This window comes from Alloactinosynnema sp. L-07, assembly GCF_900070365.1.
Lineage (GTDB): Bacteria > Actinomycetota > Actinomycetes > Mycobacteriales > Pseudonocardiaceae > Actinokineospora.
Genome location: NZ_LN850107.1, coordinates 1,066,231 through 1,080,801 on the forward strand (window position 1 = coordinate 1,066,231; position 14,571 = coordinate 1,080,801).

Annotated in this window: 11 protein-coding genes; 3 read left to right on the forward strand and 8 right to left on the reverse strand. The window is 69.8% G+C overall.

All coding sequences use genetic code 11. The features are described from left to right. Positions 1-75 precede the first annotated feature (75 nt). Positions 76-1,632, forward strand: a complete 1,557-nt coding sequence (locus BN1701_RS05165) for a sensor histidine kinase (RefSeq protein ID WP_054045996.1) — start codon at positions 76-78, stop codon at positions 1,630-1,632. Continuing rightward, positions 1,629-2,300, forward strand: coding sequence for a response regulator (locus BN1701_RS05170; protein WP_054045998.1), 672 nt, complete (start codon positions 1,629-1,631; stop codon positions 2,298-2,300). Before BN1701_RS05165 ends, BN1701_RS05170 begins: the two co-directional genes overlap by 4 nt. On the opposite strand, the gene BN1701_RS05175 is transcribed toward BN1701_RS05170, so the two are convergent. The 4 genes from BN1701_RS05175 to BN1701_RS05190 all read right to left on the reverse strand — a co-directional run bounded on the left by BN1701_RS05175 (position 2,282) and on the right by BN1701_RS05190 (position 6,452). Then, positions 2,282-3,139 (reverse strand): carbohydrate ABC transporter permease, encoded by an 858-nt coding sequence (locus tag BN1701_RS05175; protein WP_054046000.1) that lies wholly within the window; start codon positions 3,137-3,139, stop codon positions 2,282-2,284. The two genes, BN1701_RS05170 and BN1701_RS05175, sit on opposite strands and share 19 nt — an antisense overlap. Before the next feature lie 174 nt (positions 3,140-3,313). Further along, a complete protein-coding gene (locus tag BN1701_RS05180; protein ID WP_054046002.1) occupies positions 3,314-4,312 on the reverse strand; it encodes an ABC transporter ATP-binding protein in 999 nt (332 codons plus the stop codon). Further along, positions 4,309-5,643, reverse strand: a complete 1,335-nt coding sequence (locus BN1701_RS05185; protein ID WP_054046004.1) for a sugar ABC transporter substrate-binding protein — start codon at positions 5,641-5,643, stop codon at positions 4,309-4,311. The genes BN1701_RS05180 and BN1701_RS05185 overlap by 4 nt, the downstream gene beginning before the upstream one ends. Next, on the reverse strand, positions 5,640-6,452 hold the full coding sequence (locus tag BN1701_RS05190) for a carbohydrate ABC transporter permease (protein ID WP_054046006.1): 813 nt from the start codon (positions 6,450-6,452) through the stop codon (positions 5,640-5,642). Before BN1701_RS05190 ends, BN1701_RS05185 begins: the two co-directional genes overlap by 4 nt. A 256-nt stretch (positions 6,453-6,708) precedes the next feature. On the opposite strand from BN1701_RS05190, the gene BN1701_RS37100 reads away from it, so the two are divergent. Then, complete coding sequence (locus BN1701_RS37100; protein ID WP_054046008.1) at positions 6,709-9,597, forward strand: proprotein convertase P-domain-containing protein; 2,889 nt, start codon at positions 6,709-6,711, stop codon at positions 9,595-9,597. A gap of 57 nt (positions 9,598-9,654) precedes the next feature. Here BN1701_RS37100 and BN1701_RS05200 read toward each other — a convergent pair whose 3' ends face one another. From BN1701_RS05200 to BN1701_RS05215, 4 genes are read right to left on the reverse strand one after another with little or no spacing between them, the layout of a single operon-like run. Then, positions 9,655-10,875 carry a class I SAM-dependent methyltransferase gene (locus BN1701_RS05200; RefSeq protein ID WP_054046010.1) on the reverse strand — a complete coding sequence of 407 codons (1,221 nt, stop codon included), beginning with the start codon at positions 10,873-10,875 and terminating at the stop codon, positions 9,655-9,657. A gap of 7 nt (positions 10,876-10,882) precedes the next feature. Next, on the reverse strand, positions 10,883-12,121 hold the full coding sequence (locus BN1701_RS05205) for a class I SAM-dependent methyltransferase (protein WP_054046012.1): 1,239 nt from the start codon (positions 12,119-12,121) through the stop codon (positions 10,883-10,885). A gap of 13 nt (positions 12,122-12,134) precedes the next feature. After that, positions 12,135-13,433 (reverse strand): nucleotide disphospho-sugar-binding domain-containing protein, encoded by a 1,299-nt coding sequence (locus tag BN1701_RS05210; RefSeq protein ID WP_054046014.1) that lies wholly within the window; start codon positions 13,431-13,433, stop codon positions 12,135-12,137. A gap of 28 nt (positions 13,434-13,461) precedes the next feature. Continuing rightward, a complete protein-coding gene (locus BN1701_RS05215) occupies positions 13,462-14,571 on the reverse strand; it encodes a DegT/DnrJ/EryC1/StrS aminotransferase family protein (protein WP_054055634.1) in 1,110 nt (369 codons plus the stop codon).

The following is a 14,571-nucleotide window of genomic DNA, read 5'->3' on the forward strand; positions in this document are numbered from 1 at the left end:
GCTCACGGCTGGAGCCACCGGGTTAGGGTCACACTCTCTCTGCTGACGCACGCGCCGTGGCCAGGAGGTGAGCGCATGGGTAAGAAGGGCTCGCTCGCCCGCCAGCTGCTGGTGTTGCAGCTGCTCAGCGTGCTGGTGCTGCTCGTGGCGGTGGCCGCGGTGAGCCTCGCGCAGGTCGGGCAGAGCTTCCGGGACACCGAGGGCAGGCGGATGCTCGGGTTGGCCGAGGACGTCGCGGCCAACCAGGGCCTGCGGTTCTCCCTGGCCGACCGGGCCCGGCACGAGATGCTCGCGCCGTTCGCCGAGTCGGCCCGCAGCCAGTCCGGGGCCAGCTTCGTCATCATCGCCCGGCCGGACCGCACGGTGCTGACCTCGCCGGACCCCCGGCAGAACGGCGAGCCGCTGCCCATCGGCGACAGCACGATCACGTCGGGCCGCTCGTGGGTTGGCGAGGTGGACGGGGCGATGGTGGCGCACGTGCCGGTCATGGGCCTGGCGGGCGACGTGATCGGCATCGTCGCGGCGGGCCAGGACCTGCCCAGCGTGTGGCAGGCCATGGTCGACTCGCCCGCCGACGTGCTCGTGCTGCTCGGCATCGCCACCGCGCTGGGCGTCGTCGGGTCGTTCTGGCTGGCGTGGTGGGTCAAGCGACAGACCCTGGGGCTGGAGCCCGCCGAGATCACCGGCTTGGTCGAGCACCGCGAGGCGATGCTGCACGGCATCCGCGAGGGTGTCGTCGGCCTTGACCCGCAGCACCGGATCACCCTGGTCAACGACCAGGCCCGCACCCTGCTGTCGCTGCCCGACCGGGTGGTCGGGTCGGCGGTGGCCGACCTGGATCTCAATGGGCGGCTGCTCGACGTGCTTACCGGCCGGGCCGCCGGGTCCGACCAGATCGTGCTGCGCAAAGGGCGGGTCCTGGTGATGAACCGGGTGCCGATCTCGATCGGCACCCGCGGCCTCGGCGCCGTGGTCACCCTGCGGGACCGGACCGAGTTGGTGCGGCTGCGCGACGAGCTGGCGGCCAACCGCAACATCACCGACACCCTGCGCGCGCAGGCGCACGAGTTCTCCAACCGGCTGCACACCATCTCCGGCCTGATCGAGCTGGGGGAGTACGACGAGGTGCGCCGGTTCGTCACCCGGGTCAGCACGACCATGGACCGCTGGCACGCCGAGGTCAGCACCCGCATCGCCGACCCGTCGGTGGCCGCCCTGCTCATCGCCAAGGCCAGCCTTGCCGCCGAACAGGGCGTCGACCTGCGCCTGGCCGACTCGGCGCGGCTCGGCGAGGTCGATGAGCGGCTCTCGGCCGACCTGGTGACGGTGCTGGGGAACCTGGTCGACAACGCGCTCGACGCGCTGCCGGGTCCGGGCGGGTGGATCGAGGTGGACGTGGCGCACACGGAGGTCGTCCGGGTCGTGGTGCGCGACTCCGGGCCAGGGGTGGCCCCGGACCTGGCGGAGGAGATCTTCCGCAACGGGTTCACCACCAAGGCCGCCGAGGAGGGCGGCCAGCGCGGACTCGGTCTCGCGCTGACCCGGCAGGCGTGTGTGCGCAGATCGGGTTCGGTGACGGTGCACAACGCGGACGGAGCGGTCTTCACCGCGACTTTGCCGGTGACGCCATGATCCGCGTCCTGGTGGTCGACGACGACTTCATGGTCGCCAAGGTGCACAGCGGCTACGTCGCCCGCACGCCGGGTTTCACCGTTGTGGGGGTCGCCCACACGGGGGCGGACACGGTGCGGGCGGTCGACCGACTGCGGCCCGACCTGGTGCTGCTGGACATCTACCTGCCGGACATGGACGGCATCGCCGTGCTGCGCGAGCTGCGCAGCGGGTCGTCGGTCGACCCGGACGTGATCGTCATCAGCGCCGCGACCGACGTGGACACGGTTCGCCGGGCCATGCGCAGCGGCGTCCTGCACTACCTGATCAAGCCGTTCTCCTACTCGGCGCTCTATGATCAACTCCAGCACTTCGCCGCCCTGCACACCCGATTGAGCGCGTTGTCGACCGCTGGCCAGTCCGATGTGGACAAAGTGTTCGGCGCTCGACCCGGCGGGACTTCGGCGTTGCCCAAGGGGCTGACCGCCGAAACCGGCGACCTGGTGGCGCGGGCGCTGCGATCGGCGGACGAGGACATGTCAGCCGCGGAGTGCGCTGTCGTCGCTGCTCTCTCGCGGGCCAGTGCTCGGCGGTACCTGGAACACTTCGTGGACACCGGGCGGGCTGTTGTCCGGCTGCGGTACGGCGGGACAGGCAGGCCGGAACGGCGTTACCGGTGGGTGGTGTAGCGGGCGTGATACCGGCGGATCAGGCGCCACTGGAGGAACACCGCCGCACCCGTGCACAGGAGCATGACCAGGGTCGCGGCCGCCGCGTAGCCGTACCGTAGGTACTCGAAGGCGTTGCGGTAGACGAAGAGCGGCAGGTACGTGGTGGCGTAGGGCGGTGGGCCACCCTCGGTGACCACGAGTGCGGGGACGAACGAGAACTGGAAGCTCAAGATCGTGTCCCGCAGCAGCAGCAACCCGAGCACCGGCGCCATCAGCGGCAGCGTCACCCGACGCAGGAGGTACCAGCCGGTGGCGCCCTCGATGGCGGCCATCTCATAGACCTCCGCGGGCACCGCGCGGCGGGCGACGAGCAGGACGATGAACGTCTCACCGATGGTGAACAGACTCATCAGGATGATTCCGGCGCGCGCGTCGGTCGGGTCGGTGAGCCAGTTGGGGATCGAGTCGGGCTCGGCGAAGGTGCGCAGGATCTGGTTGATCGGGCCGTACATGGGGTTCAGCAGCCACAGCCATAACAGCCCGTAGGCGACCTCCGGCACGGCGGCGGGCAGGGTGACCGCGGTCCGCGCGGTCCCCACGCCGGGGGCGCGGCGGTACAGCAGCAGGGCCAACCCGAACGCGAGCAACAGCCGGAGCGGCACGGCGACCGCGGCGAACCCCAGCGAGTTGGACAGGGCGGCGTGAAAGGCGGGACTGCCCGCCAGTTCGACGAAGTTGGCGACACCGACCCACTCGACGGCGCCGATCAGGTCGTAGTCGGCGAACGCGAGGGCGAAGGTGACCAGGGACGGGCCCAGCACCAGCAGCACAAGCCCGACCAGGTACGGCGCGAGCATCAACCCAAGCTGCCCACGCCGAGACAACCGCCGCCGCCGTGCTCCACCGCCGGACGGCACGCGGTCAGGCACCACATGTTTTGGTGATGCTTCGCCGCCCATCTGTGTCAGGTCCGGTGTCGCCGGGTCCGTCTCGGCCAGGTCGGCGTTTCTCGGTCGGCTGTGGCCGGGCACCTAAGGGACCCGCTTTCCGTCGACGTCGAACGCGTGCAGGTCGGCGTCCGTAGCGTTCGCCACCACCGCCGCGCCGGGTTCCGGGCGAGAACTCGCGGGGACCCGGGCGACCAGCGGGTGGTCGCCGATGCGCAGGCGGACCCACGCGTCCTCGCCGATCACCTCCATCCCCGTGACCGTCGCGGCGTGCCCAGAGCCGGTAGCCGCCAGTCGTACGGCCTCCGGCCGGATGCCGATCCGGTGGCCGCCGGGAACCCGCCACGGGCCGTCGCCGGGCAGGAGGTTCATCGCGGGGGAGCCGACGAAACCCGCGACGAAGGTGGTGGCGGGTCGCCGCCAGATCTCGTCGGGGGTGCCGATCTGCTCGATCCGGCCGTCGTGCAGTACCGCTATCCGGTCGGCGATGGCCAGGGCCTCGGTCTGGTCGTGGGTGACGTGCACCATCGTCGCCCCGACCCGGTCGTGCAGGGCGCGGAGTTCCACTCTGGTCCGCACTCTCGACTCGGCGTCCAAATTGGACAATGGCTCGTCCAGTAGGAACAGTGCGGGCTCGCGCACCAGCGCCCTGGCCAGTGCGACGCGTTGGCGTTCGCCGCCGGAGAGCTGGTCCGGTCTGCGGGGGAGCACCTGATCACACCCCGCCACGGTGGCGGCCTCCTGCGATCGCCGACGCGCCTCGGTCCGGCTGACGCCGCGGGCGCGGAGGCCGAACCCGATGTTGTCGATCACGCTCAAGTGCGGGAACAGCGCGTAGGACTGGAACACCATCGACACGTCGCGCTCGCCGGGGCTCAGCGCGGTGACGTCCCGGCCCGCGATGCGCACGACGCCCGCCGCGGTCGGGTGCAGGCCCGCGATCACCCGCAGCAGCGTGGACTTGCCCGCGCCGGACGGCCCCAGCAGCACCAGCAGCTCGCCTTTCGCCGCCGTCAGGTCGATGCCGCTGAGTGTCTCGGTGCCACCGTGGGCCGCGCGCACGGACTCCAGATCCAGGCTCATCGTCCGCGCTCGAACAGTGACCTGGTCTGCTCGTCTAGTTGACGCGCGACTTCCTGGGGCTGGTGGCCGTAGTAGAGGGCGTTCTCCAGGATGCCGTTGGCCACGTCCTCGATCTCCGGCCACGTCGAGATCGTCGGGGTGGCCCGGATCGTGGCGATGGAGTCGAGGAACACCGCGGCGCTGCGCGGCGGCTTGGTCGCGTCGAGGAACGCGGGCGACCGGGAAACCTCCACAGTGGACGGAACGGTCCGGCCGGTCCTCGCCATGATCGCGGCGCCTTCCTTGCCCAGCGCGTACTCCACGAACCGCCAGGCGCCGGACTTGTTCTTCGAGCCCTTCGTGACGCAGTACGCGTCGCTGTGCAGGACGGTGGCGGGGGACTTGTGCACCGGCAGCGGCGCCACGTCCCACTCGAAGCCGGTGATCTTGCGGAAGGTGGTGGTCGAGCGGCGCGACGACATCAGCATGCCGAGTTTGCCCGCGGCGAACCTGGCCTCGTCGTCCTCGCTCTCCACCTCCTGGTCTGTGGGCACGACGCCGTGGCGGCCGCGCAGGTCGATGAACTCCGACAGCGCCTCGATCGCCGGACCGTCCAAGGCGAACCGGGTCGGCCGCCGCTCATCGTCGAACAGGGTGCCGCCGTTGGACCACACGAACGGCGCGAGCCGGATGACCTCGGGGGACACGCCGAGGCCGTAGGTGGCCGGAGGCGGACCGGTTGGCGCGGGGGTGCCCGGCGCGGCGTCCGGGTCGGCGCCCTTGGCCACGTCGCCGTTGGCGTCGCGGGTCAGCCCGGCCGCGGTGGCCACCATGTCGGGCCAGCCCCAGCCCGGCTTCGGCTCGGCGATGCCGTACTTGGCGAACAGGGTCCGGTTGTAGTACACGACCAGGCTGGACACGTTCTGCGGCATGCACAGCTGCTTGCCGTCGATCTGGAACGCCGACAGCGCCTGCGGGTAGAAGTCCGCGGCACGGATCGCCTTGGACTGGTCGAGCCGCTCCTGCACCGGCTCGATGGCGTCGCGCTTGGCGAACTGGCCGTAGAACCGGTAGTTCATCAGGAACAGGTCCGGCGGGTTGCCGCCGGAGATCGACGTGGACAGCTTGGTGATCAGGTCCTTGCGGTCGCTCGCCTCGATCAGCCGCAGGTCCGCGCCGGGCACCGCGAGCTCGTAGGCGGCCTCGAGTTCGCGGTACGCGGCCAGCTCGTTGGGGTCGCCGAAGACCAGCAGGCTCACCGACCCGGCTGGTCCAGCGGCCACCTCGGCCGAGCAGGCCGACGCCACGGTCGCCGTCGCCATGAGCAGTGCCAGCGAGCGCGCGAATCTCATTCCCCTTGTCCTTTCCTGAGCCGCAGACCTCGTTGGGCCACGGCGAACACCATCAGTGCGGGCACGGTCGCCAAGACGGCGCCCGCGAGGAAGACCGGGAAGTCGGTCGGGTCGAGCGTGGCCAGCGACCGCAGCGCGAGCGGCAGGGTGAAGGTGTCGCGCTCGTAGAGGAACACCAGCGGGTCGAGGAAGTTCGACCAGGTGAGCACGAACGTCAGTGCCGCGACGCCGGCGGTCACCGGCCGCACCAGCGGCATCCCGACCTGCCACCAGATCCGCAAGGGCGACATGTCCTCCAACCGGCACGCGTCGTACAGCTCGGCGGGCACCGCGCGGAACGCCAGGTAGTAGACCAGCGGGTACAGCGGCGAGGTGGCGATCAGCGCGGGCGCGATCAGCGGGGCCAGGGTACCGGTCAGGTCCAGCGCCCGGAACAGCGCGAACCTGGGCACAAGCAGGGCGATCGCGGGCACCATCAGCGCCACCAGCGACAGCCCGATCACCACCCGCGCGGTCCGCGGCGACACCTGGGTGAGCGCGAACCCGGCCGTGGCCGCGACAAGCACGCTCAACGGCACCGCGATCAAGCACACCAGCGCGGAGTTCAGCGTTGCTCTGGCCAGACCACCCAGTTCGACCGATTGGCGGTATCCCTGTGTCGACAAGGGATCCGGCACCAGGTCGGGGGTGACCGGCGGGGGCAGGCCTGGCATGTGCAGCGACCCAGACACCAACAGGACCAGTAGCGCGCCGAAGACCGCGACCACGGCGATCGCGCCCATGGCGCGTCCGAGACCGCTGCTGTGCATGGCGGTTGCCGCTCCTGCCAACGAAGACAAGCCGCGGCGTGCCACCGCGGCCGGGGAACGGTGGCACACCGCCCTGGCCGAACACAATGGCAACTGCGGCAAAAACCCGTAGGTGAATTGCCCGATTCGGCCCTGTCCGCCGTGTCCCTCCGTGCCCGATCATGGCGCCGGCGTCCTGCACACGCCGTATTTCGCGAGGGAAAGGGCGTCGATGAGACTCTCCAGAAAATCTCTGTTCCCATTATTGGTATTGGGAATGACCGTGTTGCCCGCTGCCGCGACGCCGAATGAGGCCGACCGGGTCATCGGGATCGCCGCGATCGACCCCGACCAGGCCACCGGTCCGGTCGGTGCCGACGAGTGGTTCGCCCGACAGCGGCTTTTCCCTGACCCCACAGTCGATCTGGCGGGCAACCTGTCCAGGGCGCAGGGGCACGCCAAGTCGCTGCAGGCAGGCCACAGTCGCGCGGCGATCCAGAGCCAGGCGCAGGCCGCGGCCTGGCAGTCGCTGGGCCCCGGCCTCGGCGGACGCGTCTCCGACCTGGCCACCGATCCCACGCGCGCCAACACGATCTACGCGGGCGCGGCGTCCGGCGGGCTGTGGAAGAGCACCGACGGCGGCAGCACCTTCAGCTACTCCTGGGGTCCGACCCTGCCGCAGAGCGTCGGCGCGGTCGCGGTCGCGGCCAACGGAACGATCTACGTCGGCACCGGCGAGGGCAACCCCGGCTCCGCGTCGTACTCCTTCCCCGGCAACGGCGTCTACAAGTCGACCGACGGCGGCAGCACCTGGCTGTCGATGGGCCTGACCGGCACCGACCGGATCGGCCGGATCTCGATCGACCCCAACAACTCCAACCGCCTCTTCGTCGCCGCAGCGGGCAAGCTCTACCAGCCCGGCGGCGCGCGCGGCCTCTACCGCACCGAGGACGGCGGCACGACCTGGCAGCAGGTGCTGGCGGGCGCCAACGACACCACCGGCTCGATCGACGTCTCGATCAGCCCCGACGACTCCAACACGATCTACACCTCGATGTGGGACCACACGCGCACCCCCGCGGGTCGCGTCTACGGCGGCGTCGGCTCCGGTATCCACAAGTCGACCGACGGCGGCGCCACCTGGACCCGGCTGGCGGGCGGCCTGCCCGCGTCCAGCTCGAACCTGGGCCGCATGGGCGTCGCGGTCGCCAAGAGCGACCCGAACCGGCTCTACGCCATCGCCGCGAACACCCCTGGCAACTTCCTCGGCTTCTGGACCTCCACCAACAAGGGCGCGAGTTGGACCCAGGTGACCAGCTCGTCCACGCTGAGCGGCTCGCAGTCCACCTTCGGCTGGTGGTTCGGCCGGATCTTCGTCGACCCGCTGGCCGCGCAGCACATCTGGGTGCCCGGCGTGCCGATGCTGGAGTCGACCAACGCGGGCACGAGCTGGACCAGCAACAGCTCTTCCTTCCACGTCGACCAGCACGCGCTCGCGTTCGACCCGAACGTGGCCAACAAGGTCTACCTCGGCAACGACGGCGGCATCTACCGCTCGACCCAGAACGGCTCGCTCAGCGGCTCGTGGACCAAGAGCGGCAACCTGGCGAACATGCAGTTCTACACCGTTGGAGTGTCCCAACAGGACCCGACGCGGATCAACGGCGGCCTGCAGGACAACGGATCGGTGCGGTCGTGGGCGGGCTGGGGCTCGTACTACGGCGGTGACGGCCTGGCCAACGTGATCGACCCGACCAACCACCTCAAGGTGTACGCCTGCTCGCAGAACGGCTCCTGCGGCCGCTCCACCAACGGCGGCAACTCGATGTCGGCGTTCGGCGCGGCCACCTCCGATCGGTGGAACTGGCTGTCCCCGGTGGCGCTCGACCCGACCACCCCGTCGACGGTCTACTTCGCGGGCAACCGGGTGAACCGCTCGACCAACTCGGCCGCGGGCTTCTCGGTGATCAGCCCGAACCTGGCCGTCACCTCCTGGGGCACGGTCAGCGCCATCGGGGTGGCCAAGTCGAACGCCGCGGTGATCTACGCGGGCACCGACGACGGCAAGCTGTGGGTCACCCGCAACACGGGCTCGACCTGGACCGACATCACCGCGGGCCTGCCCAGCCGGTACATGACCAGGGTGACCGTCGACCCGACCGACGCCAACCTGGCCTACATCACGGTGTCGGGCTACCGCAACGGTTCCAGCGCCGCGCAGGTCTTCCGCACCACCAACGGCGGGTCGACCTACCAGGCGATCTCGGGCAACCTGCCCGACGCGCCGGTCAACGACATCGTGCTGGACCCGCAGAACCGCAACATCCTGTACGTGGGCACCGACGTCGGCGCCTTCACCTCCACCAACGGCGGCGCGAACTGGTCGCCGGTCGGCACTGGCATGCCGCTGGTCCCGGTGACGGACCTGGAGCCGTCGGTGTCGGCGGGTCAGACGGTGCTGACGGCGGCCACCTACGGTCTCGGCATCTACCAGATCCGGCCCGCGGGCACGCCAAGCAACGACTTCTCGCTGTCGGCGTCCCCGGCGTCGGCGACGGTGATCCAGGGCTCGTCGGCGACCACGACGGTCAGCACGGCGGTCGTGTCCGGCACCGCGGAGTCGGTGTCCTTCTCCGCGACCGGTCTGCCCGCGGGCGCGACCGCGTCGTTCAACCCCACCTCGGTCACCGCGGGCGGCTCCACCACCGCCACGGTCGCCACCTCGGCGTCGACTCCGGCGGGCACCTACTCGGTGACCATCACCGGCACCGCCGCCTCGGCCGTCAGGAGCACCACGTTCACCCTGACGGTCGCGATCGCGGGCGGCTGCGCGGGCACCAACGGCACGGATGTGGCGATTCCGGACAACACGACGGTGACCTCGACCATCGTGATCTCCGGCTGCTCGGGCAACGCATCGGCGACCTCGACGGCCGAGGTGCACATCCGGCACACCTACATCGGTGACCTGGTCGTCAGCCTGGTGGCGCCGGACGGGACCGCTTATGTCCTGCACAACCGGACGGGGTCGAGCACGGACAACATCGACAAGGTGTACACGGTGAACCTGTCGTCGGAGGTCCGCGACGGGACTTGGACGTTGCGAGTCCAGGACGCCGCGGCACAGGACGTCGGCACGATCGACACCTGGACGCTCACGCTGTGATCCTTGAATGAGGAACGGCCCCCGACTCAGGTCGGGGGCCGTTCTCATATCGACCTTCTAGAGCACGCGGACCTCGGGTACGTACATGATCCATTTGCCGCCCGCGGCGCGGAACTCCTGTTCCTTGGCGGTGATCTCCTCGGCGTGGTTCCACGCGAACAGGAGCGCGTAGTCCGGGTACGGGTCGGCGAAGGCCGTCGGTGGCCGGACCGGGAGGTGGACGCCTGGGGTCAGCCTGCCTTGCTTGGCCGGGGTGGTGTCGCACACGAACGAGACCAGGTCCGGGCCTATTCCGCAGAAGTTGGTGACCGCTGAACTCTTGGCGGTGGCGCCGTAGCCGACGATCGTCTTGCCGTCCGCTTTCAAGGTCCTGAGCAGGTCGATGAGGTTGTCGCGGATCCGCGTGACCGAGGCGGCGAAGTCGGTGAGCGCCTTGAGTTCCGCTTGGCCGCCTTCTTCGGCGAGCAGTCGGGCGACCGCTGGTGTCGGGGTGCGGGCTCCCGTCCGGGCGAGGGTGTAGCGCATTCCTCCGCCGTAGGCCGCCAATCGCTCGACATCGACCAAGTCGAACCCGAACCGCTCGGCCATCGCTCGGACGGACCGGACCGAGAACAGGAAGAAGCGCTCGTTGCAGACCTGGTCGAAGGACGTCTTCTCGATCACGTCCCACAGGTAGGGGTCCTCGAAGACGAAGACACCGTCCGGACTCAGCAGGGCGTCCACACCGCCAAGCAGCGATGCCACGTAAGGGATCTGACTGATGGTGTCGGTCGAGTAGATGACGTCGGCGGCACCTTCGGTCGCGAAGACGTCCGCCGCGGTGGACTCCTCGAAGAAGTCGGGCCGGACGCGGACGCCGCGTTCCCTGGCGAGTCGGGCCACCCCGCCCGCGGGCTCGAAGCCCAGGTGACGGATGCCGGACTCGGCCAGGGTGCGCAGCAGGGAGCCGTCGTTGCAGCCGATCTCGACGAAGAACGCGTCCGGCTTGGTGAGTTCGGTGGTGAGCAGGCCCAGCGCGGTCCGGGTGAAGTGTTCTGCCATCACCGACGACCCGGAGGAGTGATAGGGGTAGTCGTCGTGGAACACCCGTTCGCGCTGGACCTCTTCGGTGAGCTGGACCATGGTGCAGGTGGTGCACCGGCCGATGGCGAGGCGGTCGAAGTACTCCCCGTCGATGTCCTCGGGGAGCAGGAAGGCGTCGGCGAGGGGTTGGCGTCCGAGGTCCAGGAACTCCTCGACGGTGCCGCCGCACACCCGGCATTCGGTCACTGGTGCCAGCCCTTCGTCAGATCTCGGAGACCGTCGGCAGGGGGACGACGAACTTGCCGCCCCGCGCGAGGAACTCCTGCTCGCGTTCGACGAAACCGTCGCGGTAGGCCCAGGGGAGGATCAGCAGCTGGTCGGGCTTGAGGGCCTTGGCGTCCTCCTCGGAGACGATGGGGATGCCGGAGCCGGGGGTGACGCAGCCGTGCTTCTCCGGGCTGACCTCGCCGATGCACGGCAGGTCGTCGGTGGTGACCCCGCAGTACTGCAGCGTCACGTTGCCCTTGGTCGATGCCCCGTATCCCAGGGTCAGCTTGCCCGCCGCTTTCGAGTCGTCGAGGAAGGCGCGCAGTTCGTCGCGGTGGTCGGTGACGCGGCGGGCGAAGGTCTCGTAGGTGGCCATCGAGTCCAGCCGGAGTTCGGCCTCGCGCTCGCGGGCCCGCTCGATCGCCGCGGTGTCGATCTTGTGGCGGCTGGGGTCCTTGACCAGGGTGAGGCACAGGCTGCCGCCGTTGGCCTCGGTGAGCTCGGCCGAGGACACGGTGAGGCCCACGCGGTCGGCCATCCACTCGATCTGGCGCAGCGTGTAGTACTCCAGGTGTTCCTGGCAGACCGCGTCGTAGGCCAAGGCCTCGATCGTGGAGGCCAGGTCGGTCATCTCGACCATCCACACGCCGTCGTCGGTGAGGATGTCGCGCACGTCGGACATGAACCCGGTCGGGTCGGGCAGGTCGTAGTACATCGCGATGGAGGTGACGATCTTGGCTTTGCGGTCGCCGAACTTCTCGGCGTAGACGTCCTTGGAGAAGAAGTCCGGGATCAGGTCGACACTGTCCGGGTAGTACTGGCGCCACTTGTCGCCGGTCGGGTCGATGCCGACCCTGGTGAGGCCCTCGGTGCGGTAGCCCTGCAGCAGCGTCGAGTCGTTGCTGCCGATGTCGACGACCACGTCGCCCGCGTCGAGGTCGACCAGGCCGGTGAGGGTGGCGACCTTGTCGTGCAGATAGTTGATCATGAACGGGCGGATGCCGGAGCGGTATCCATAGTGGACGCCGTACATGAGGGAGAGGTCGGCGGTGTGCTTGAGCTGCACGAGCCCGCAGCCGTCGGGGGAGCACTTGACCACTTCCAGCGGCGCGGTCGGCACCTCCACGCCCGGCTTGGGGAAGATGCCGGTCAGCGCCTGGGTGCCCAGGTCGAGCACGGGCAGCAGGGTCCGGTTGCCGCAGATGCGGCACGCGGTGCACTCGATGACGTTCATGGTGCCCTCCAGGTCAGGGACGGTGTTCGGCGGTCAGCTTCTCCAGCGCGGGCACGACGTCGTTCGGGCTCGGGGTGGCCCGCACCTCGGTGCGCAGCCGGGCGGCGTTCGCGGCGTGGGACGGGTCGTCCAGGACGCGCTTGAGGCTGTCGCGCAGCACGTCGGCGGTGAACGTGGTGGAGTTGCCCGCGTAGACCCCGGCGCCGCGCTCCTCCAGCCCGTGCGCGATGGCGACCGGGCCCCACCACTTCTCGACCTTGAAGTCGTTGGGCACGATGATCTGCGGGACGCCGTACTCCAGCGCCGAGGCCAGGCTGCCGACGCCGCCCTCGTGGACGAACGCCGAGCACGACGGCAGCAGCGAGGTGAACGGGACGAAGTCGACGGCCCGGACGTTGTCTGGCAGCGTCGCCGACCCGAGCTGCTGGGCGTTGAGCGTGGCGATCACCTCGGCGTCGAGGTCGGCCACCGCGTCGAGCAGGTCCTGGGCGGACGACCCGCCGCTGAGGGTGGCGTCCCGGTGCGAGATGCCCTGGGTGATGCAGACCCGCTTGCGCGTCGGCGGCTCGTACACCCACCGCGGGGTGGCGGCGGGACCGTTGAACGGCACCCCGCGCACCGGGACGTAGTGCACGCCATCGGGCTGCCCGATCCAGGACGGCGCGGGCGAGATCGTCCACTTCCCGAGCACCACGGACTCGTCGAACTCGCACCCGTAGCGGCCCAGGATCGGCTCCAGCCAGTCCCGCATCGGGTCGCCCGCGGTGTCGAACCGCGGCCCGCAAGCCGCGCGCAGCTGCCCGATCCGGTCGACGTTGAGCGTCATCCGGGCGTGGGCCGCGCCGACGACCCTGGCCGCGACCGCGCCGGGCAGGGCGGTCGGGTCGGTGATCACCAGATCCGGCTTCCACTGGCGGGCGAAGCCCACCAGGTCGTCGAAGGTCGACTCCGGGAAGAACGCCATCCGCACGCCGACGGTGAGGTCCTCCAGCTCGATATGCGGATCGCCCCAGCCGAAGTCGCCCTGGACCGACTTGCCGGTGCTCAGCCCCCGCGGGTCGCAGGGGCCCGCGGGGTCGCCCGGCGTCATCCGGATCGGGTCGTCGCTGGGCACCCCGCCCGCCATCATCGCTTCCAGGTTGAGCATGTCGCCGATCGCGACGCCGGGCAGCCCGGTGCGCGCGATCGCGTCGGCCAGATCCGGCGGGCCCGCGATGACGACCTCGTGGCCCGCGGTGCGCAGCGCCCACGCCAGCGGAACCTGTACGTACAGGTGTGCCCTGAAAGGGTTGGTAACGAAGAGAACCCGCATGACAGTCCTTCCGGCTAGATTGAGATCGTCAGCCGCGGCCGAGGATGTCGCGCAGGGCGGTGATGATCTTTTCCTGGAGGTCTTCCGGCAGCGTCGGGTACATCGGCAGGGAGAAGATCTCGTCGGCGACCCGCTCGGTCACCGGGAGCTCGCCGACGGAGTGGCCAAGGTGGGCGAATCCGGTCATGGTGTGGATCGGCCACGGGTAGCTGATGTTGAATTCGAAGTCGAGTTCCTTGAGCGCCTTGAGGATCTCGTCCCGCGCGGGGTGGCGCACCACGTAGATGTAGTAGACGTGGTCGTTGCCGTCGGCGATCTGGGGCAGGACCAGCTCGGTGTCGCCGAGTCCGTCGGCATAGCGCTGGGCCACCGCCCGGCGGTCGGCGATGTAGGTGTCGAGCCTGCGCAGCTTGCGGCGCAGGATCTCCGCGTGCACCTCGTCGAGTCGGGAGTTGTGGCCGGGCGTGGTGACGACGTAGTACTGCTTCTCCATGCCGTAGCGCCGCAGCTTGCGCAGCCGCTGCTCGGCCTCGTCGTCGGAGGTGATCACCGCGCCCGCGTCGCCGTACGCGCCGAGGACCTTGGTGGGGTAGAAGGAGAACGCGGCCGCGGCACCGGTCGTCCCCGCCATCCGGCCGTTTCGCCGCGCGCCGTGCGCCTGGGCGCAGTCCTCCAGGATCTTGAGGCCGTGCTGGGCCGCCAGCCGCTCCAGCGGGTCGAGGTCCACGCACTGCCCGTAGAGGTGCACCGGGAGCAGGCACTTGGTGCGGTCGGTGATCACCCCGGCCACCTGGTCGGTGTCCATGAGGTACGTGTCGGGATCGATGTCGACGAACACCGGCTTGGCGCCCACGGCGTCGATGGCCAGCACGGTCGGCGCCGCGGTGTTGGAGACGGTGACGACCTCGTCGCCGGGGCCGACCCCGATCGCCTGGAGACCGAGCTTGACCGCGTTGGTGCCGTTGTCGACCCCGACGCAGTGCGCGACGCCGTGGTAGGCGGCGAACTCGTTCTCGAAGCCCCGCACGCTCTCACCGAGGATGAGCTGGTCGGAGCGGAACACGGTGTCGACCGCGTCGAGGATGTCCTCGCGCTCGTTCTCGTACTCCCGCCGGTGGTCCCAAACGTAGGTGGTCAT

What these genes read in the sequence shown, in the direction of transcription:
- BN1701_RS05165 (WP_054045996.1), top strand. Translation starts at nt 76, where the DNA reads ATGGGTAAGAAGGGCTCGCTCGCCCGCCAGCTGCTGGTGTTGCAGCTG.
- BN1701_RS05170 (WP_054045998.1), top strand. Translation starts at nt 1,629, where the DNA reads ATGATCCGCGTCCTGGTGGTCGACGACGACTTCATGGTCGCCAAGGTG.
- BN1701_RS05175 (WP_054046000.1), bottom strand. Translation starts at nt 3,139, where the DNA reads ATGCTCGCGCCGTACCTGGTCGGGCTTGTGCTGCTGGTGCTGGGCCCG.
- BN1701_RS05180 (WP_054046002.1), bottom strand. Translation starts at nt 4,312, where the DNA reads ATGAGCCTGGATCTGGAGTCCGTGCGCGCGGCCCACGGTGGCACCGAG.
- BN1701_RS05185 (WP_054046004.1), bottom strand. Translation starts at nt 5,643, where the DNA reads ATGAGATTCGCGCGCTCGCTGGCACTGCTCATGGCGACGGCGACCGTG.
- BN1701_RS05190 (WP_054046006.1), bottom strand. Translation starts at nt 6,452, where the DNA reads ATGCACAGCAGCGGTCTCGGACGCGCCATGGGCGCGATCGCCGTGGTC.
- BN1701_RS37100 (WP_054046008.1), top strand. Translation starts at nt 6,709, where the DNA reads ATGACCGTGTTGCCCGCTGCCGCGACGCCGAATGAGGCCGACCGGGTC.
- BN1701_RS05205 (WP_054046012.1), bottom strand. Translation starts at nt 12,121, where the DNA reads ATGAACGTCATCGAGTGCACCGCGTGCCGCATCTGCGGCAACCGGACC.
- BN1701_RS05210 (WP_054046014.1), bottom strand. Translation starts at nt 13,433, where the DNA reads ATGCGGGTTCTCTTCGTTACCAACCCTTTCAGGGCACACCTGTACGTA.
- BN1701_RS05215 (WP_054055634.1), bottom strand. Translation starts at nt 14,571, where the DNA reads ATGACCACCTACGTTTGGGACCACCGGCGGGAGTACGAGAACGAGCGC.